Source organism: Kitasatospora sp. NPDC049258, from assembly GCF_040678895.1.
GTDB lineage: Bacteria > Actinomycetota > Actinomycetes > Streptomycetales > Streptomycetaceae > Kitasatospora.
Genome location: NZ_JBFAQT010000007.1, coordinates 1 through 20,095, shown reverse-complemented (window position 1 = coordinate 20,095; position 20,095 = coordinate 1). Strand labels below are relative to the sequence as shown.

General features: G+C 76.9%; 9 protein-coding genes, 1 pseudogene and 1 riboswitch. Of the genes and pseudogenes, 4 read left to right on the top strand and 6 right to left on the bottom strand.

Annotated features, from left to right (window positions below; genetic code table 11):
• Positions 1-336 precede the first annotated feature (336 nt).
• Genes AB0K43_RS08465 through AB0K43_RS08455 form a run of 3 tightly spaced genes read left to right on the top strand, consistent with a single transcriptional unit; the run spans position 337 to position 14,170 of the window.
• On the top strand, positions 337-5,202 hold the full coding sequence (locus AB0K43_RS08465) for an amino acid adenylation domain-containing protein (RefSeq protein WP_363637181.1): 4,866 nt from the start codon (positions 337-339) through the stop codon (positions 5,200-5,202).
• Positions 5,199-13,517, top strand: a complete 8,319-nt coding sequence (locus tag AB0K43_RS08460) for an amino acid adenylation domain-containing protein (protein WP_363637179.1) — start codon at positions 5,199-5,201, stop codon at positions 13,515-13,517. Before AB0K43_RS08465 ends, AB0K43_RS08460 begins: the two co-directional genes overlap by 4 nt.
• The gene (locus AB0K43_RS08455; RefSeq protein ID WP_363637177.1) at positions 13,517-14,170 is read left to right on the top strand and encodes a DUF6875 domain-containing protein; all 654 of its coding nucleotides are present in this window, start codon (positions 13,517-13,519) and stop codon (positions 14,168-14,170) included. Before AB0K43_RS08460 ends, AB0K43_RS08455 begins: the two co-directional genes overlap by 1 nt.
• 28 nt (positions 14,171-14,198) lie before the next feature.
• On the opposite strand, the gene AB0K43_RS08450 is transcribed toward AB0K43_RS08455, so the two are convergent.
• From AB0K43_RS08450 to AB0K43_RS08425, 6 genes are all read right to left on the bottom strand, one after another.
• Entirely contained in the window at positions 14,199-15,548 is a 1,350-nt protein-coding gene (locus tag AB0K43_RS08450; protein WP_363637175.1) for a M14 family zinc carboxypeptidase, read from the bottom strand.
• 252 nt (positions 15,549-15,800) lie between these two features.
• Positions 15,801-16,727, bottom strand: coding sequence for an AEC family transporter (locus AB0K43_RS08445; protein ID WP_363637173.1), 927 nt, complete (start codon positions 16,725-16,727; stop codon positions 15,801-15,803).
• Positions 16,728-16,838: 111 nt separating this feature from the next.
• Positions 16,839-17,768 carry a transglycosylase family protein gene (locus AB0K43_RS08440; RefSeq protein WP_363637171.1) on the bottom strand — a complete coding sequence of 310 codons (930 nt, stop codon included), beginning with the start codon at positions 17,766-17,768 and terminating at the stop codon, positions 16,839-16,841.
• Between the two features lie 81 nt (positions 17,769-17,849).
• A riboswitch (cyclic di-AMP (ydaO/yuaA leader) is annotated at positions 17,850-18,005 on the bottom strand.
• A 163-nt stretch (positions 18,006-18,168) separates the two neighbouring features.
• Positions 18,169-18,498, bottom strand: coding sequence for a tetratricopeptide repeat protein (locus AB0K43_RS08435; protein WP_363637169.1), 330 nt, complete (start codon positions 18,496-18,498; stop codon positions 18,169-18,171).
• Between the two features lie 56 nt (positions 18,499-18,554).
• Entirely contained in the window at positions 18,555-18,842 is a 288-nt protein-coding gene (locus AB0K43_RS08430; RefSeq protein ID WP_363637167.1) for a tetratricopeptide repeat protein, read from the bottom strand.
• Positions 18,843-19,183: 341 nt separating this feature from the next.
• On the bottom strand, positions 19,184-19,534 hold the full coding sequence (locus AB0K43_RS08425; RefSeq protein WP_363637165.1) for a hypothetical protein: 351 nt from the start codon (positions 19,532-19,534) through the stop codon (positions 19,184-19,186).
• A gap of 178 nt (positions 19,535-19,712) precedes the next feature.
• Here AB0K43_RS08425 and AB0K43_RS08420 point away from each other — a divergent pair.
• A pseudogene (locus AB0K43_RS08420) lies at positions 19,713-20,095 on the top strand (hypothetical protein); the annotation flags it as partial.

The following is a 20,095-nucleotide window of genomic DNA, read 5'->3' as shown; positions in this document are numbered from 1 at the left end:
CACATGGGTCAGTGGCCCCCGGGGGTGGTGGGGCGGAAGAAATTCCGTGAACCTGGATGGATGAGTGTGGCACCGCCGTCAGCTGAAAACGGCGAGGTCGGAGCGGGCGTCCGGCCCCCGCCGGGGTGCCGCGCCGGGGCGCTGACCATGCGTCATCTCCATTTTGGGCCAACGAAGTTCATTGACTGACCCCGGTCCGGCGTGGATTATCGGTGCCTGTTCGACCGGGCCGGGGGGCTGACAGCCGCCCCGCGGCGCCAGTGACGGCCACCGCCGTTGGGGTCGGTGGGGGAGGGCTGCGGGCCGGCGTGCCCGGAGCCGGGAGAAGGACGTGCCGTGCCGACTGTGCCCGAGCTCGTGGCCGCCCGCGCGGCCGCCGATCCGGACCGTACCGCCCTGGTGCAGGGCGCCCGCGAACTGACCTACGGCGGCCTGCTGGACTGGGCCGATGCCGTCGCCGAAGGGCTGCTGGCCCGGGGCGCGGCGACCGGGGACCGGGTCGGGGTGCTGTGCGAACGCTCGATCGAGTACGTGGTCGCCGCGCTCGGGGTGCTCCGGGCGGGCGCCGGCTACCTGCCGGTGGACCCGGCCTACCCGGCCGCGCGCCGGGAGCTGATGCTCGCCGACGCCGGGGTGCGGGAGGTGCTGGACCGGGCGGCCGTGACGGCCGCCCGCCCGGCCGCGCCCGGCCGGCGGCCGGGCGGGGCACCGGCGCCCGACTCTCCGGTGGCCGGCTCCCCGGCGCCCGGCGACCTCGCGTACGTGGTGTACACCTCCGGGTCGACCGGGCGGCCCAAGGGGGTGGCGGTCGAGCACGCGAGCCTGCTCGACCTGGTCGACTGGGTGCACCGCACCTTCCGGCCCGGCCCCGGCGACCGGACCCCGCTGCTGTCCGCGGTCGGCTTCGACGCCTCGGTGCTGGAGCTCTGGCCGTACCTGACGGCGGGCGCCACCGTCCTCGTCCCCGGCGAGCAGGACCGGCGCACCCCCGTCCGGCTGCGCGACTTCCTGGTCGCCTCCGGGGTCACCCTCGCCTTCGCCGCGACCCCGCTGGCCGAGGCGCTCACCGCGCTGCCCTGGCCGGCCGACACCGCGCTGCGCACCCTGCTCACCGGGGGTGACCGGCTGACCGCGCGGCCGCCGGCGGGCCTGCCGTTCGTCCTGGTGGACAACTACGGCCCGGCCGAGTGCACCGTCGTCGCGCTGTCCGGCCCGGTCCGTCCGGGTGGCACCCCGCCCACCGTCGGTCGTCCGCTGCCCGGCGTCACGGCGCTGGTCCGCGACCCGCTGGGCGCGGCCGTGCCGGACGGCGAGGTGGGCGAGCTGTACCTGGGCGGGGCGGGGCTTGCCCGCGGCTACCTGGGGCGCCCCGAGCTCACCGCCGAGCGCTTCACCGAGGACCGGACCCACGGGCGGCTCTACCGCACCGGGGACCTGGTGCGCCGCCGCACCGACGGCGAGTTCGAGTACGTCGGCCGGGCCGACGACCAGGTGCAGATCCGCGGCTTCCGGGTCGAGCCGGGCGAGCTGGAGGGCGCGCTCGGCGCGCTGCCCGGGGTCGCGGCGGCCGCCGTCCTGGCCGGGCCGGACGCGGCCGGGGAGCCCTGCCTGACCGCCTTCTACGTGCCCGGCCCGGACGGCCCGGCCCCCGACGCCGTCCGCCGGGCGCTGGCCGACCGGCTGCCCGCCCACCTGGTCCCCGCCGCGGTGCGGGCCCTGGAAGCGCTGCCGCTGACCGCCCACGGCAAGACCGACCGGGCCGCGCTGCGCGCGCTCTCGGCCGCCGAGCGGCCGCCGGCCGCGCCGCCGCGCACCGCCACCGAGGCGCTGCTGGCGGAGATCTGGTCGGAGGTGTTCGGCTTCCGGGTGGGGGTGGACGAGCCGTTCGACGAGCTGGGCGGGCACTCGCTGCGGGCCATGCGGATCGTCGCCCGGATCGCCGAGCGGCACGGCGCCGACCTGGCGCCGGCCCGGCTGTTCGGCGGCTGCACGGTCGAGCGGCTGGCCCGTGCGCTCGACGCGGCGGGCCCGGCCCGGCCGGTGGAGCGGCTGCCCGAGGAGGCCGAGCAGGGGGCCGCCCCGCTCACCTCCGCCCAGGCCAGGCACTGGTTCCTCGACCAGTTCGCCCCCAACCCGGCGATCTCCAACGTCTCGGTCTCCTTCACCGTGGACGCCGACCCGGACGGCGGATTCGACGCCGCCGCGCTCGCCGCGAGCGTCACCGAGCTGGTGCGCCGCCACCCGGCGCTGCGGACCGCGGTGGTGGAGACGGCGGACGGCCCGCGCCAGCAGGTGCTGCCGGCGGCCGAGGCGGTGACCGGGCCGGTGGTCGAGTCGGTGGACCTGCGGCAGGACCCTGGCGCCGCCGCCGCGCTGTTCGCCGCGCAGACCGCCGAGCCCTTCGACCTGACCCGGCCGCCGCTGCTGCGCGGCACCCTGGCCCGGATCGCCGAGCACCGCTGGCAGCTCGGCCTGACCGTCCACCACATCGCGATCGACGGCCGCTCGGTGGAGCTGCTGCTGGCCGACCTGGCGGTGGTCCACCCGGCGCTGGCCGCCGGCCGGACGCCGCCGGCCCTGCCGCCGGGGCCCGGCACGGCGGAGCTGGCGCGCTGGGAGGAGAGCCGTACGGCCGCCCGGCCCGGGCTGCTGGAGTACTGGACCCGCACGCTGGCGGACGCCCCTCCGCTGCTCGACCTGTCGCCCGGCGACACCCGCCCGGCGCAGCCGAGCTTCCGGGGCGGCACGGTGACCCGCCGGCTCCCGGCCGGGCTGCGCGCCACCCTGGACCGGGCCGCCCGCCGGCTCGGCGCCACCCCGTACACGGTGCTGCTGGCCGGCCTGCTGACCGTCCTGCACCGCCGCACCGGACGGACCGACCTGGTGGTCGGCACGCCGGTCGGCGACCGGCCCCGGGCGGCCTTCGAGTCCACGGTCGGCTGCTTCGTCAACACCCTGCCGCTGCGGGTGGACCTGGCCGGCCGGCCGGACTTCGCCGAACTGGTCGGCCGGGTCGGCGCGGTGGCCGCGGATGCCTTCGCCCACCGGGAACTGCCCTTCGAGCGGCTGGTGGAGGCCCTGACCCCGGCCGGGCGGCGGGCCCACCACCCGGTGTTCCAGGTCATGCTGGTGCTCCAGCAGCCGGAGCTGACCGAAATCCGGCTGCCCGGTGCCACCGTCCGGTTCGACGGCGAACTCCCCGCCGAGCGAGGGCGGTTCGACCTCACGGTGGTGGTCGACCGGGACACCCTGGCGGTGGAGTACGCCACCGACCTGTTCGACGAGGCCTTCGCCCACCGGCTCTCCGAGCAACTGGTGCGGGTGCTGGAGCGGGCCGACACCGAGCCGGCGCCCGCGCTCGCCGCGCTCGACCTGCTCGCCCCGGGCGAGGAGCGGCAGGTACTGGCCTTCGGCCGCGGCGCCCCCGCCCGCCGCCCGGGCCCCGTGCACGACCGGATCGCCGGCCCGCCCGGGCGGCCCGCCGTGCTCTGCGAGGGCGAGTCGCTCGACTACGCCGAACTCGACCGGGCCGTCAACGGCCTGGCCCACGCGCTGCTGGAGCGCGGCCTGAGACCCGGCACCCCGGTCGCGGTCTGCCTGCCGAGATCCGTCGGCTCGGTGGTCGCGATGATCGCCGTGCACCGCGCGGGCGGGGTGTACGTGCCGATGGACCCGGCCCTCCCGGACGAGCGGCTGCGCGGGATGCTCACGGACACCGCGCCGCCGCTGGCCGTCTGCACCGGCGAACTCGGCCGCCGGCTGGCCGGGTTGAGCGCCGCCCCGGTCACTCCGGTCGACCCCGGGCAGCCCGGCCGGGCCGACCGGCCCGCGGTGGTGGTCGGCGAGGACCAGGTCGCCGACATCATGTTCACCTCCGGCTCCACCGGCCGCCCCAAGGGTGTGCTGCTCACCCACGGCGGCCTGGCCAACCTGGTCGCCGCCAAGGTCGAGCTGTTCGACGTCCGGCCCGACAGCACGGTGCTCCAGTTCGTCGCCTTCGGCTTCAGCGTCTCGATCTCGGACGTCTACATGACCCTCACCACCGGGGCCACCCTGGTGGTGCGCGGCGACGCCGAACTGGCCGGCGCGGACCTGGCCGAGCTGATCCGCCGGCACGCCGTCACCAACCTGGTGCTGCCCGCCTCGGTGCTGGCCGCGCTGCCCGACACCGACCTGCCGTCGGTGCGCGCGATCACGGCCGGGGGCGAGGCGTGCAGCGCGGCCCTGGTCGACCGCTGGGCGCCCGGCCGGCACTTCGTCAACGCCTACGGCCCGACCGAGGCCACCACGGCGACGGCCGTCGGGGTGTGCGTGCCCGGCGGCGGCCGGCCGACGGTCGGCGGTCCGATCCCCGGCGCCCGGGTCTACCTGCTGGACGAGCGGCAGCGGCCTGTCCCGGTCGGGGTGCCCGGCGAGCTGTACGTCGGCGGCGCCGGGGTCGGCCGCGGCTACCTCGGGCAGCCGGAGCTGACCGCGGAGCGGTTCCTGCCGGACCCGTTCGCCACCGGTGCGGGGGAGCCCCCGGGCGAAGGCGGGGCGCGGATGTACCGCACCGGCGACCTGGCGCGCTGGCTGCCGGACGGGCGGATCGCCCTGCTCGGCCGCAACGACGACCAGGTGAACGTCCGCGGCGCCCGGGTGGAGATCGGCGACGTCGAGGCCGCGCTGCGGGCCCACCCGGCGGTGGCCGACGCGGCCGCGGCCGTCCGGCGCCACCCGGTGGCGGGCGAGCGGCTGGTGGGCTACCTGGTGGCGGCCGGGGGGCCGGGCGGTGTCGGCGCCGGTCCGCTCCCGGGCACCGCCGCGCTGCGGGTCTTCCTCACCGACCGGCTGCCCGGGCACGCCGTGCCCACCGCCTACGTCACGCTGCCCGCGTTGCCGCGCACCGGCACCGGGAAGGTCGACCGGCGGGCGCTGCCCGCCCCGCAGGAGGCGGCCGGGCCGGGCGGCGGGCGGCGGGCGCCGTCCGGCCCGATCGAGGAGATCCTGGTGGAGATCTGGACCGAGGTGCTCGGCGCGGAGCCCGGCGTTGACGACGACTTCTTCGCCATCGGGGGCCAGTCCCTGCTGGCGGCCGCGGTCGCCGCCCGGATCCGGGACCGCTTCGAGATCCCGTTCCCGGTCCGGATCCTGTTCGACGAACCGACCGTCGCCGCGCTCGCCGGAGCCGTCGAGAAGGCGATCGTCGAGGACCTCGGATGAGCACCCTGGAACAGCGCCTGGCCGAACGGGTGGCCCGGGCCAAGGCCCGCCGGCCCGCCGCCCCCGGCTTCGCGCCGCGGCCCGCCGGGCCCACCCCGCTCTCCGACGCCCAGCGGCGGCTGTGGTTCCTGCACCGCTGGGCGCCGGACAGCGCCGCGTACACCATCCCGGTGGCCTGGCGGCTGCGCGGTGAGCTCGACCGGGAGCGGCTCGCCGCGGCGCTGACCGCGGTCGCCGCCCGGCACGAGATCCTGCGCACCCGGTACCCGGCCGAGGGCGGTGAGCCGACCGCGGTCGTCGACGCCCCCGGGCCGGTGCCGCTGCCGGTCCGCGAGGTGGCCGGCGAGGTGGCCGGCGAGGGGGCCGAGGTGGGGGCGGACGGCCTGGACGCGGCCGTCCGCCGGGCCGTGGCCGAGCCGTTCGACCTCGCGGTGCAGGCGCCGCTGCGCGCCGTGCTGCTGCGCCGCGCGGCGGACGACCACGTCCTGCTGGTCTGCCTGCACCACATCGCGGCGGACGGCTGGTCGGTCGGCCTGCTGGCGGCCGACCTGGCCGCCGCGTACCGGGCCGGGGAGGGCGCCGTACTGCCGCCCGCGGTCTCCTACGCCGATGTCACCCACGCCCGGCTCGGCCGCCGGTACGAGAAGGAACTCCTCTACTGGCAGCAGCGGTTGGCCGGCGCGCCGACCGTGCTGGAGCTGCCCGCCGACCGCCCCCGGCAGGCCGTCGCCGACGACGCCGGCGCGGCCGTCCGGTACACCCTGGACGAACCGACCACCGCCGGGCTGCGCCGGCTGGCCGCCGAACTGCGCTGCACCACCTTCATGGTGCTGCTCGCGGCCTTCCAGGCGCTGTGCGCCCGGCACGCGGGGGTCGACGACATCCTGGTCGGCACCCCGGTGGCCGGGCGGGACGAGGTGCCCGAGGTGTTCGGCTGCTTCCTGGACACCATCGTGCTGCGCGGCACCTTCGCACCCGGCCGAACCACCCGCCAACTGCTGGGCGAGGTGCGCGAGTCGGTGCTCGCCGACACCGCGCACAGCGCCCTGCCGTTCGACCGGCTGGTCGGCCGGGCCGCCCGGCAGGCCGGCCACCACCCGGTGTACCAGGTGCAGTTGGTGGCCACCCACGTGCCGAGGGTGGCGCTGCGGCTGGAGGGCGTCGAGGTCGAGTGGCTGGACGTGGCGGCCCGGACCGCCAAGGTCGACCTCAGCCTGTCCGCCGAGGACCTCGGCGGGCCGACCGTCGAGATCACCGCGGTCTACCGCACCGCGCTGTTCGACCCGGACACCGTCCGCCGCTTCACCGCGCAGTACGGCAGGCTGATCGCCGCCATGGCCGCCGCGCCGGACGCCCCCGTCGACCGGCTGCCGATCCTCGGCCCCGAGGAACTGCGGCTGACCGCCGAGGCGGCCACCGCCACCGCCCCCGCGCCCGGTACGCTGCTCGACCGCTTCGACCGCTGGGTGCGCACCGCCCCCGACCGCCCGGCCGTCGTCGCCCCCGACGGCGCCCTGAGCTACGCCGAACTCGACCGCGTCGCACGTGCGTTGGCCGATCGGCTGGGCGGCAGCACGGTGGTCGGAGTGCACGCCGCGCCCGGTACCGGCTTCCTCGCCGCGGTGCTGGCCTGCTGGCGGGCGGGCGCGGCGTACGTCCCGATCGACCCCGCCCTGCCGCCCGCCCGGCAGCAGGAGCTGCTGGCCTCGGCCGGCGCCGCCCTGCTGGTGTCCGGGGCGGCCGGGGAGCCCGAGCTGCGCCGGGTCGGCGCCGACGGCACGCCGGACGCCACGCCGGACGAAACGCTCGCCTATGTGCTGTTCACCTCCGGCTCCACCGGCCGCCCCAAGGGCGTCGCGGTCGGCCACGACAGCCTCGCCGCCTACCTGGCGAGCGTCACCGAGGTGCTCGGCGCGGCGCCGGCCGGCGCGGTGGAGCAGTACGCCGTCTGCTCCACGCTGGCCGCCGACCTCGGCCACACCATGCTGTTCGGGGCGCTCTGGGCGGGCGGCACCGTCCGGCTGCTCGCCGCCGACCTGGTCGCGGACGCCGACGCGCTCGCCGGACACCTCGCCGAGCACCCCGTCGACCTGCTCAAGCTGGTGCCCTCCCAGCTCGCCGCGCTGCTCACCGCCGACCGCCCCGCCGACCTGCTGCCGCGCCGCTGCCTGGTGCTCGGCGGCGAGGCGGTGAGCTGGGAACTGGTGGACCGGATCCGCGAGTTGAGCCCGGCGCTACGGGTGCTCAACCACTACGGGCCGACCGAGACCACCGTCGGCGTGCTCACCGCCGAGCTCACCGCTCCGGCCGTCGGGCGGCCGCCCGTACCGCCGCTCGGCCGCCCGCTGCCGCACGTCTCGGCCCGGATCCTGGACGGGCACGGGCAGCCGGTGCCGGTCGGCGTCCCCGGCGAGCTGTGGATCGGCGGCCCCGCCGTCGCCCGCGGCTACCTCGGCGACCCCGAACGGACCGCCGAGCGGTTCCGGACCGATCCGGACACCGGCGGCCGCCGCTACCGCACCGGCGACCGCGCGCGCTGGCGGCCCGACGGCACCGTGGAGTTCCTCGGCCGCGCCGACCGCCAGGTGAAGATCCGCGGCTACCGGGTCGAACCCGGCGAGGTGGAGGCCGCACTGCGGGCCCAGCCGGGCATCGCCGACGCCGCGGTGCTGGCCACCGACGGCCGGCTGGTCGGCTACCTGGTGGCCACCCGGCCGGACGCCCTCGACGGGCTGGCCGAGCGGCTGGGCGCGCTGCTGCCCGGGCACCTGGTGCCCGCCGCCCTGATCCCGCTGGACGCCCTCCCGCTGACCGCCAACGGCAAGGTCGACCGCGCCGCGCTCCCGGCCGCCCCGCCCCCCGCCGGCACCGGGTGCGCCCCGCGGACCCGGTTGGAGCGGGCCGTCGCGGCCGTCTTCGCCGACCTCCTCGGCCTGCCGGTGGACCGCGCCGACGCCGACTTCTTCGCCCTCGGCGGCCACTCCCTGCTGGCCACCCGCGCGGTCTCCCGGCTGCGCCGCGACCTCGGCGTCACCCTGCCGCTGCCCACCCTGTTCGCCCACCCGACCGTGGCCGGCCTCGCCCGGCAGCTGGCCGCCCTGCGCGAGGGCGCGAGCGGCTACCCGCCGCTGCGCCCCGGCACGCCGGTCACGGTCTCCTACGCCCAGCAGCGCCTGTGGTTCCTGGACCAGGTGACGCCCGGCAACCCCGCCTACAACCTGCCGTACGCGCTGCGCCTGGACGGCGACCTGGACGTGCCGGCCCTCGCGGCCGCGCTGAGCGCGGTGACCGCCCGGCACGACAGCCTGCGCACGGTCTTCCCCGCCGTCGACGGCGCCCCGGTGCCCGCGATCCGGCCGCCCGCGCCGGTGCCGCTGCCGGTCACCGACCTGCGCGCCGCCACTCCCGAGCAGGTCCGGGCCGAGCTCGACGCCGAGTTCCGGCACGGCTTCGACCTGGCCGCCGGCCCGCTGCTGCGGGCCCGGTTGCTGCGCGTGGAGGACCGCGCCCACCTGCTGCTGCTGACCTTCCACCACATCGTCTTCGACGGCTGGTCGCACGCGCTGTTCGCCGCCGAGGTGAGTGCCGCCTACGCCGGGACGCCGCTGCCCGCCGCCGGCCTCCAGTACGCCGACCACGCCGCCTGGCAGCGCTCCGCCGACCACGCCGAGGGCCTGGGCCACTGGCGCGAGCTGCTGGCCGGCGCCCCGCCCTGGCTGGAGCTGCCCGCCGACCGGCCCCGGCCCGCCCGGCCCAGCCACACCGGCGGCGCCGTGCCCGTCACGGTGCCCGGCGAGGTCGCCGGGCCGCTGCTGGCGCTCGGCCGGGCCGAGGGCGCGACCGCGTTCATGACGCTGTTCGCCGCCTACCAGGTGCTGCTCGCCCGCTACGCCGGGGTGGCCGACCTGGTGGTCGGTGTCCCGGTCGCCGGGCGGGTCCACCCCGACGCCGACGACCTGGTCGGCTTCTTCGTCAACATGCTGCCGCTGCGCGGCCGGCCGGAGCCCGGGCTCGGCTTCCGCGAGCACCTGCGCCGGGTCCGGGACACCTGCGTGGCGGCCTTCGGGCACGCCGACGTCCCGTTCGAGTGGCTGGTCGAGCAGCTCGCCCCGGTCCGCGACCCCGGCCGTACCCCGCTGTTCTCCACCATGTTCGCCCTGCAGAACACCCCGGCGCCCGCCTGGCACCTGCCGGGTTCGACCGCCACCCCGGTGGACGGGCCCACCGGCGTCGCCAAGTTCGACCTCTCGCTGATCCTCACCGAGCGGGGGGACGGGCTGGGCGGCGCGCTCGAGTACAGCGCGGACGTGCTGGCGGAGAGCACCGCGCGGCGGCTGGCCGAGTGGTTCACCACCCTGCTGCGGGCGATCGCCGCCGACCCGGACACCGCCCTGGCCGACCTCCCGCTGGCCGGCGAGGCCGAACGGCGGCTGGTGCTGGAGCGGTGGAACGACACCACCGCCGACCTGCCCACCGCCACCGTGCCCGAGCGGATCGCGGCGCACGCCGCCCGCACCCCCGACGCGCCGGCCGTCGGTGACGGCATCCGCACCCTGAGCTACGCCGAACTCGACCGCCACGCCGACGACCTGGCCCGCGCCCTGCGGGCGGCCGGGGTCCGTCCCGGCACCGTGGTCGGGGTCGCGGCCGCCCGCACCGCGTACCTGGTGGCCGCCCTGCTCGGCGTGCTCAGGGCCGGCGGCTGCTACCTGCCGCTGGACCCCGACTACCCGGCCGAGCGGCTGGCGTACATGCTCGCCGACTCCGGCGCGGCCGTGCTGCTCACCGACGACGGCGCCGCGCCGCCCGGACTCCCCTTCGCCGGGCCGGTGCTGGCCCTCGACGCCGGCGCGGCGGACCCCCGCCCGCTGCCGGCCCCGGCCCCGGAGCGGACGGCCTACCTGATCTACACCTCCGGCTCCACCGGACGGCCCAAGGGCGTCGCCGTGTCGCAGGGGGCACTGGCCAACCTGCTGGCCGCGATCGGCGCCGAACTGCCCGGCCCCGGCCCGGACGACACCGTGCTGGCCGTCACCACCCTCTCCTTCGACATCGCCGGCCTGGAGCTCTGGCTGCCGCTGGTGCACGGCGCCCGGGTCGACCTCGCGGACCGCGCCACCGTCCGTGACGGCGCCGCACTCGCCCGGCGGATCACCGCCGGCGGCGCGACCTTCCTCCAGGCCACCCCCGCCACCTGGCGGCTGCTGCTGGAGGCCGGCTGGACCGGCGGCCCCGGCCTGACCGCCCTGTGCGGCGGCGAACCGCTCCCCGCCGACCTGGCCGCCGCGCTGCGGCCGAAGGTCCGCGCGCTGTGGAACCTCTACGGTCCGACCGAGGCCACCATCTGGAGCACCGCCCGCCGGATCACCGACGACGACGGGATCACCGTCGGCCGCCCGCTCGCCAACACCACCGCGTACGTGCTCGACGACCGGCTGCGGCCGGTGCCGCTCGGCGCCGTCGGCGAGCTGTACCTCGGCGGCGCGGGCCTCGCCGACGGCTACCACGGCCGGCCCGGGCTCACCGCGGCCGCGTTCCTGCCCAACCCGTACGGGCCCGGTCGGCTGTACCGCACCGGCGACCTCGCCCGGCACCGCGCCGACGGCCAACTCCTGCTGCTCGGACGGGCGGACGGCCAGCTCAAACTGCGCGGCTACCGGATCGAGCCCGGCGAGATCGAGGCCGCCCTCGCCGAGGACCCGCTGGTGGCCCGTGCGGCGGTGGTGGTGCGCCCGGACCGGGCCGGCGAGCCGCAGCTGATCGGCTACCTGGTGCTCGCCGGTCCGGCCGACGGCGCCCCGCTCGGCGCGATCGCCGACCGGCTGCGCCGGCGCCTGCCCGCCCACCTGGTACCGGCCCGGCTGGTCACCGTCGACGCCCTCCCGCTCAGCCCCGCCGGCAAGCTCGACCGCGCCGCCCTGCCCGCACCGCCCGCCGCCCGACCCCCGGCCGGGCCGCGCACCGGGGCCCCCGCCACCGCGGCCGAGGCGCGGGTCGCGGAGGTGTTCGAGGACATCCTGGAGCGCCCGGTGGGCCCGGACGAGGACTTCTTCGCGGCCGGTGGCGACTCGATGCGCGCGGTCCGCGCGGTCCGCCGGATCGACCCGGCGCTCTCCGTCCTCGACCTGTTCACCCACCCCACCGTCCGCGGCCTCGCCGCCCTGCTCGGCGGGCCCGGCCGGGCGGCCGAGCTGCTGCACCGGATGACCGGCCGCGCCGCCGCCACCGCCGAGGTCACCGTGGTCGCCGTCCCGTTCGGCGGCGCCGGCGCCATCGTCTACCGCGACCTCGCCGACCGGCTGCCCGGCAGCTGGGCGCTGTACGCCGTCCAGCCGCCCGGCCGCGACCCGGCCCACCCCGGCGAGCCGCCCGTACCGGTCGAGGAGCTGGCCCGGCGCTGCACCGAACGGATCCTCGCGCAGCGGCCCGGACCGGTGGTGCTCTACGGCCACTGCGTCGGCGCCGCGCTCGCCACCGCGATCGAGGCCCGGCTGCGCGCGGCCGGCCACCCGGTGCTCGGCCTGGTGGTCGGCGCGGCCTTCCCGACCGCCGAACTTCCCGGACTCCTCGGCAGGTTGGCCCGCCTCGCGCCCGGCCGCCGGCAGTCCGACCGGGCCCTGACGGACGGCCTGCGGGCACTCGGTGGCCTGGCCGACGAGCTCCCCGAGGCCGAACGGCGCCTGCTGGCCGCCGCCGTCCGGCACGACGCCACCGAGGCGGAACGCTTCTACGGCGCCCCGGCCGAACCCGGCCCCACCCCCGTCCTGGTGGTGGTCGGCGAGCGGGACAAGGTGACCGAGTTCCACCAGGAACGCGCCCACGAGTGGTCCGGCTACGGCGGAGCGGTGGACACCGCCGTGGTCGCCGGCGCCGGGCACTTCTTCCAGCGCGAACCCCAACTGGCCGGCATCCTGCGGGAGCGGGTGGCCCGCTGGCAGCGCGCCGAACCACCGCTCGCCCCGCCCGCCGTACCCCCGCCGTCCCGGCTGCCGGCCTTCCTGACCGTCACCCTCGGCCAACTGGTCTCGCTGGTCGGCACCGGCCTGTCCACCTTCGCGCTCGGCCTGTGGGCGTACCGGACCACCGGCACCGTCACCGCCTTCGCCGCGATCGCGGCCTTCGCGCTGCTCCCGGCCATCCTGGCCGCCCCGTTCGCGGGCGCGGTCGCCGACCGGTACGACCGCAGGCGGGTGATGATCGGCTGCGACCTGGCCGCGCTCGGCGCCGGCCTGGCCGCCGCCGGGCTGCTCACCGCGGACGCGCTGCGGCTCTGGCAGCTGTACGCGGTGGTGATCGTCGGAGCGGTCGCCACCGCCTTCCGGCAGCCCGCCTACCTGGCCGCCGTCACCCAGCTCACCCCCAAGCGCTACCTCGGCCAGGCCAACGGCGTGGTCGGCCTGGGCACCGCCACCGGCGCACTGTTCGCCCAACTCCTCGGCGGCGCCTTGGCGGTGGCCTTCGGCCTCGCCACCGTGGTGTGGCTGGACGTGCTCTCCTTCACCGTCTCGCTGGCCACCCTGCTCGCGGTCCGCTTCCCCGAGCTGGGCTTCGTCCGCCGGGACGGCCCGCTGCTGCGCGAGATCGCCGACGGCTGGCGGTTCCTCGCCCGGCGCCGCGGGCTGGTCGCGCTCGCCGTGTTCTTCGCCGTCGCCAACGCGCTCGGCGGCGTGGTGACCGTCCTGGTCACCCCGCTGGTGCTGGCCTTCGCCTCGCCCGCCGCGCTCGGCGTGGTGCTGGCCGCCCAAGGCGCCGGGCTGCTGGCCGGCAGCGCGCTGATGGCGGTCTGGGGCGGCACCCGGCGCCGCGCCGCCGGCATGATCGCCTTCGTCGGCCTGTTCGCCGCCTCCGCCGTACTGATCGGGCTGCGCCCCAGCGCCGCCTTCCCGACCCTCGGGATGTTCGGCATCGGGGTCTGCGCGGCCCTGATCAACGCGCACTGGCTGGCCCTGGTCCAGGTCAAGGTCGGCCTGGACCTCCAGGGCCGGGTACTCGCCACCTGCCTGATGCTCGCCCGGCTGGTGATGCCGCTCGGCTACCTGGTCACCGGCCCGCTCACCGACCGGGTCTTCGAACCCCTGCTCCGCGCCCCGCTCTCGCCGCCCGGCCGCCTGCTCGGCGCCCTGCTCGGCACCGGCCCCGGCCGGGGGATGGCCGCCGTGGTCGTCCTCACCGGACTGGTGGCGCTGGCCTGGACGCTGGCGGGCTACTGGTACCGGCCGCTGCGCGAGGCCGACGACTCGATCCCGGACTCCGGGCCGCCGACCGCCGCCCATCCGGCCACCGCCGCCCACCCGGCCGACCCGCGGGAATCCTGATGCTCACCCACCCCACCAGACCCGAGCACGTCCTGTTCACCGCCGCCGACCTGGAGCCGCCCGCGGCGGGCCTGCCGCCGGCGGCCCGCGGCCATGCCGACGCGCTGCGCCGGGTGCTCGACTGGGCCCGGACGTACCTCACCGAGCCGCACCCCGAACTCGGCCGCGACGGCCCGGTCTGCCCGTTCGTCGGGGCCTCGCTGCGGGACGGGCGCTTCCACCTGGCCCTGCGGCCCGGCCGGCCCGCCGACCGCGGGGAGGTGGCGGAGGCGGTCGCGGTGTACCGGGACTGGTTCCTACGGCTGGCCGCGCCGGGCGCACCCCGGGCCCAGTTCACCACCGTCCTGATCGTCTTCCCGGACCTCCCGACCGCCGAGGCGCCCGGGCTGATCGACCGGACCCAGCTGGAGCTGAAGGGCGAGTTCGTCGAGGCCGGCCTGATGCTCGGCCAGTTCCACGACCTGCCGCCGGACCAACCCGGCCTGTGGAACCCGGAGTTCCGGCCGCTGCGCAGCCCGCTGCCGATGCTGGTGATCCGGCACATGGTGTCCACCGACCTGCCGTTCCTGCTCGACGACCCGCGCCACCGGGCCGCCTACCGCCGGCTGTTCGGCGGCCGCGAACCGGACCCCCGGCGCCGGGTGCCGTCCTGAACGGGCCCCCGGCGCCGGGCGGTGGCCGTCAGGTGGCGATGCCGCAGTACTGCTGCTGCTTGCCGATCACCCGGTAGACGCAGTCGGCGGTCTCCACCAGCCGCAGCACCGCCTCGCGGTTGCGGCTGGTCTCCCGGCCGATCACCTCGTCGGGCGGGTAGAAGCCGCTGCTGCCGTTCGGGCCGGGGTACATCTCGAAGGTGTAGGCGAAGACCCGGTGCACGCCCCACAGCCAGTCGTCGATCGCCCCGTCGGTGATGTAGAGGTCGCTGGACTGCTCGGGGGTGTAGCCGTTGGTGCCCGCCATGCTGCGGCCGAGGGTGGCGAAGGTGTTGTACTCGTCGGCGGTCATCCCGGTGGCGGTGTTGGCGGTGGTCCAGCCGAACGGCCAGAGCACCAGCTGGCTGTAGGTGTGGAAGTCGATCGCGGCGGTGATCTGCTGCTTCCCGCCGACCACCCGGCTGCGGACGAAGTCGGCGACCACCTTGGTCTCCTTGGCGGACTCCGGCGCGCTGCCCCGGTAGGTCTCGCTGGAGGTGGAGCCGGAGGAGCCGCCGCAGCAGCCCCACTTGTAGTTCCAGTTCCGGTTGAGGTCGGTACCGGCGCTGCTGCTGCCGGAGTTGGGCTGGCGGTCCTTGCGCCAGCTGCGGTAGCGGCCGGTGGCGATGTCGTACTCGCCGCCGTCCGGGTTGAGGTCCGGGACCACCCAGATCTCGCGGCTGTTGACGGCGCCCGCGATCCGGCTGTCGGTGGCGTACTTGTCGCCGAACTCGTGCAGCAGGTAGAGCGCCATCTCGACGGTGAGGTGCTCGCGGGCGTGCTGGTGGGCGGTGAACAGCACCTCGGGCTCGTTCTCGTCGGTACCGACGTTGTCGCTGATCTTGATCGCGACGATCGCCCGGCCCTCGTACGAGGTGCCGATCACCCGCTTGCTCATGATGTCGGGGTGCGCGGCGACCACGGCGTCGATGTCGGCGGTGGCCTCGGCGTAGTTGTGGTACCCGGAGTCGGCGGACGGGAAGTCCGTCACCGCGCCCGGTGCCTCCTGCGCCTGCGGCGCGTCGTCCTGGGGGCCGGGCAGCGGTGTGGGCGCCCAGCCGAGCGCCCGCAGCCGGGCGGTCTCGGCGGCGTCGGCGGTGACCACCACCGAGTCGGTGCGCACGGCGTCCACGGAGGCGCCGGTGGCGGCGATCGCGGTGCGCTCGGCGACCGTCCGGGGGCCCTGGACGACGTACTGCCGGGCGCCGTCCGCGGCGACGGCGGCGCGCTCGGGGCCGGCCGCCCTGGCGGAGGCCTGTGAACTGAGGGGGGACGCGAGAGCGAGGGCCAGCAGCACGGCGGTGGCCGCGGCGGGCTTCCCTCGGCGGGGCAGTCGCATGACTGTCCTCCTGTGGGGGTCCGTAGGGGACGGAACGGGGGAGGAACTGCGGCGCGCGCCAGCATGATGGTCCGTCAATGTCATGCTTACGTCAAGACCTCCCCGAGCGCCCACCGCCGAGGCCGTCCGCCCAAGGGCGCTACGGGCCGTTCGCGAGGGACCGTCACCGTGCCGGCTTCCCCCGGGGGCGGGCGAAGACGTCCTCGACCCGCATCGGGAACGGTTGCTCCGTCGCGCGCGCCGGTATCTCTTTCAGGTGGGGCCGAGGGTCCAGTAGACGAGGGAGAGGGTGGCCATCGAGACCAGGGTGGAGGAGAGCACGCTGTCGCGGGCCAAGGCGGTGCTGAGGCCGTACTCGCGGGCGTAGACGAAGGCGTTCTGGGCGGTGGGCAGGGCCGAGCAGAGGACCACCGCGAGGAGTTGGGGCCGGGGCAGGTGCAGGAGGAGGGCCCCGACGGCGAGTGCGGCCAGGGGCTGGACCAGGGTCTTCAGCAGGACCGTGACGCCGACCTCGGCGCGGCGGCCGGCGGTGGCGCGGTCGCGGCGGCCGTGCAGCGACATGCCGAGGGTGACCAGGGCGGTCGGCACCGCGGCCGCGCCGAGCAGTTCGCCGGGGCGGGCGAGGGTGGGTGGCAGTGTCCAGCCGGTGGCGGAGAGCAGTGCGCCCAGGGCGGAGGCCAGGATGATCGGGTTGCGCAGCGGCAGCATCAACAGCCGGCCGCGCCGGGCGCCGCGCTCGGTGCCCGCGTCCAGCAGGGCGAGGATCACCGGGGTGACCAGCAGCACCTGGAACAGCAGGATCTGCGCGACGAACGAGGCGTCACCGAGCACCTGAAGGGCCACCGGGATGCCCAGGTTGGCCGAGTTGACGTAGCCGGCCGCCATGCCGCTGATCGCTTGGTCGGCCGGCCGGCGGTCGAACAGCCGGCGCGCGGCCAGCACGCCCAGGCCGGTGGCGAGTGCGGTGCCGGCCGCGAAGGCGAGCATCGCGGTGTTGGCGAAGGAGTCCAGCCGGGCCTTGGCGAGCATCGTGAACAGGGCGGCCGGCATCGCCACGTGGAACACGAACCGGCCGAGCACCGCCTCCGCCTGCGGACCGAGCAGCCCGGCGCGGGCGACCAGGTAGCCGACCGCGGTGAGCACCCAGATCGGCGTGAAGCCGGAGAGCAGGTGCTGCATGGAACCTCGGGTCGTGATCGTCCGGTACGGGCCGCCGGCAGCAGTCTGCCACGGCGGCCCGGGACGCTCCCGGGCGGGGCCGGCGACCGGCCGGCCCCGCCGTACGGGCGGTTACGGCAGGGTGAGGACCTGGCCGGGGTGGATCAGGTCGGGGTTGACGCCGACCGTGGGGGAGTTGCTCCGGTACAGGTGCTGCCAGCCGCCCAGGGTCAGGCTGTCCGAGATCGTGGAGAGGGTGTCCCCGGGGGCGACCGTGTAGGTGGTCGCGGGCGCCGGCTGGGCCGGGGTCGTCGCGGCGACGGGGACGGTGGCGGCCGGGTCCGTGGTGGCCGTCGTGGTCGGCGCCGCGGTCGGGTCGGGGGTGGCGGTGCCCGAGGCGCCCGGGACGGGCAGGTCGCCGGTGGTCGGCGAGCCGGTCGGCGAGGGGGTGACCGGGGTGGTCGCGGTCGGGTCGGGGGTGGTGACCGGCGGGGTGGCCGTGGGGTCGCCGGTGGGCCGGCCGGTCGGCTGCGTGCTCGGCTGGCCGGTCGGCTGGGTGCCGGGCTGGGTGGTGGGCTGGTCCGTGGTGGCCGGCGGCACCTCGCCGACGGTGCTCGAGCCCGTGCCGTCGGTCGGCGCGGCGGGCTGCGGGGTGAGGTACGGCAGCACGAACTGCGGGACCACACCGCCGTCGCCGCGGACCGGGGTGCCGGAGCTGGGCGCGGGGGTCGGCTCGGGCGTGGCCGTGGGCGCCGGGGTGGGCGCGGCGGGCAGGCCGGCGGCCGGGCCGCAGCTGGGCCACAGGCTCGGGCCGTGGCCGGCGAGCAGCCGCTCGGCGACGGTGATCTGCTCCGCCTGGGTGGCGTGGTCGGGCTGCGCCGCGAACTCGTCGCCGCCGTACGCGACCCAGGTCCGCAGGGTCAGCCCGAGGCCGCCGTAGCGCCCGGTGCCCGGGTCGACCGTCCAGTTGCCGCCGGTCTCGCACTGCGCGACCGCCTGCCAGGTCTCCGGCGTGGCGGCGTGCGCCCCGGTCGCGGTCAGCAGCGGCAGCGCGAGGCCCACCCCTGCCACTCCGGCGGCCGCGACGGCGCGATCGGTCTGGGTGGGACGGCGGTGACGACCGGAGCCCGAAAAGACCATCAGATAATCCCTCTCCGCACGCCTGCGAGGTGAGCTGTCGGGTTCGGACCGGGAGGTGGCCCGGCCGCGCAGGGCGCGGCTTCACCCCAAGCCGAAGGGGGATCGGCGCAGAAACTGGGTCCCCCGCCCCTGCCCAGGGTCTTTCGGTCGTCCCGGTCGCGCGGTGGGCAGGGTTGGGCGTGCCGTGCTTCGGGAGCTCGCAGCAGCGAACTGATCGGGAGATTAGAGGGATCAGTACCTCAATAACAAGCCTGCATACTGAGCATCACACAATCATCACGGTTGGCTCGGGCGTTGCTGTCCGAGCCCGGTTCACCCGGTGTCAGAAACACCCTTCGGCCGCACCGGAGGTTCGACGGCGCACGGCCTCCGGGAGCCCCATCGCATCGAACAGGGCCAGCGACCGGCGCCGGTGCTCCGCTGCCTCGGCCGGGCGTCCGAGCGCGCCGGACGCCCGGCCGAGGCCCTCCGCCGCGTGGGCCTCGTGGAAGCGGTGGCCGATCCGTACCGCGAGGTCGAGCGCCGTGCGGTGGTGCTCGGCCGCGGCCCGCGGGTCGCCCAGGTCGAGCCGGATGTCGCCCGCGACCCGGTGTGCGGCGCAGGTGAGCGAGGGGCGGCTGATGTCCAGCAGGACCTCCAGCGCCCGGCCCACCCGGGCGAGCGCCTCCTGCGGCCGGCCGCGCGCCCGGTCCAGCTCGGCCAGTTCGATCAGCGAGTGCGCCTGGCCGGCCCGGTCGTCGAGCCGGCCGCCCCCATGGTGATCAGGCCGACCATCCTGCCGTAGCGCTCACCGAGTTCGTGGTCGATCTCCAGGGAGAGCGCGGTCGAGTGGAGCGCCCCCTCGTAGTCGCCCGCCATCACCTGGACCTGCCCGCGCAGCCAGAGCGCGATCGACTCCTCCCGCCGACGGCCGCTCTCCCGAACCGCCGCCAGCGCCCGGTCGAGGTGGTCGAGCGAGTCCCGGTGGTCGCCCAGGTGCAGGCCGAACATCGCCACCCGGATCCGGGCGTCCGCCTCGCACCGGCGGTCGCCGGTGGCCCGGGCGAGCCGCAGGGCGCGCCGGCCGCAGTCGACGGCGAGCGCGAGCCGGTCCCCCCCAGTACGCCACCCCCAGGTTGGTCAGGTTCGCGGTCTCGGCGTCCCGGTCGCCGGAGCGCCGCGCGGCCTCGATGGCGATGGTGTGGGCGGCGACCGGCTCGTCGGTGTGACGGTGGTAGCGGAGGTAGTCGGCCAGATTGTTGGTGATCAGCCAGGCGTGGCTCGCCGCGCCCGCGTCGGGCGCGGCCCGGCACCGTCAAGCTCACCGTCGGCTACACCGGCAAGGGCGACACCTGGCGCTACACGCTGGCGGACACCCACATCGACAAGAAGATCGCCGACATGCCGCTCTGCACCACCCCGTCCCCGTCCCCGACGCCGAGTTCGTCGGTGTCCCCGAGTTCGTCGGCGCCGCCGAGCGGCTCGCCGAAGCCCAGCACGTCCGTCCCGCCGTCGTCCAGCGCCCCGGCCCCGACCACGCCGACCCCGACCACGCCGACCCCGAGCACGCCGACCCCGAGCGGCTCGGCCACGCCCGAGAAGCCGAAGCTGGCCGAGACCGGCGGCGGCAGCAGCGGCGGCCTGATCGCCGCGGTCGGCGGCGGCGCGGTGCTGGTCGGCGGCGGTGTCCTGGTCGCGGCCCGGCGCAAGGGCCGGCACGGCAACTGACCGGCAGGACAGGTGGGCTGGACGGCCGGCGGGGCGACCCCCGCCGGCCGTCCGGCATTTCCGGGCAAACCGGTGAACCCCCGCGGTGGCCCCGGCCGTCGTCCCAGGTGAGGCCCCGTCCGTACGGGCCCCGAGGGCACGCGAACGGAGAACTGCCGCATGGGAAATCGATCCGGTCACGCGAGGCACTCAGGCCCCGGCCTGCGGCCCGCGCTGGCCCGCCACAAGGTGCTGGTCGCGGGAGGAACCGCCGCACTGCTCGCCGCCTCGGTGCTGGCCGTCTCCGCACAGGCCTCCGGCCCGCCCGCCGCACCGGCTGCTGCCGCCACGGCCGCCGCCGCGACGCCGATCGCGGTGCAGGAGTGGCTGTACCCCGGGCCGGCCGGTTCGGTGACCTGCAGCGCCCCGGCCGAGTATGCGGACGGGCGGGTCAAGAACGGCGTGCTGAAGCCGGAGTACTACACGATCAACGCCCAGGGCCAGGCCGTCCTGATGCCGGCCTCCGACCCGGCCTACGCGTGCAACGGTTACAGCGTGGCCAA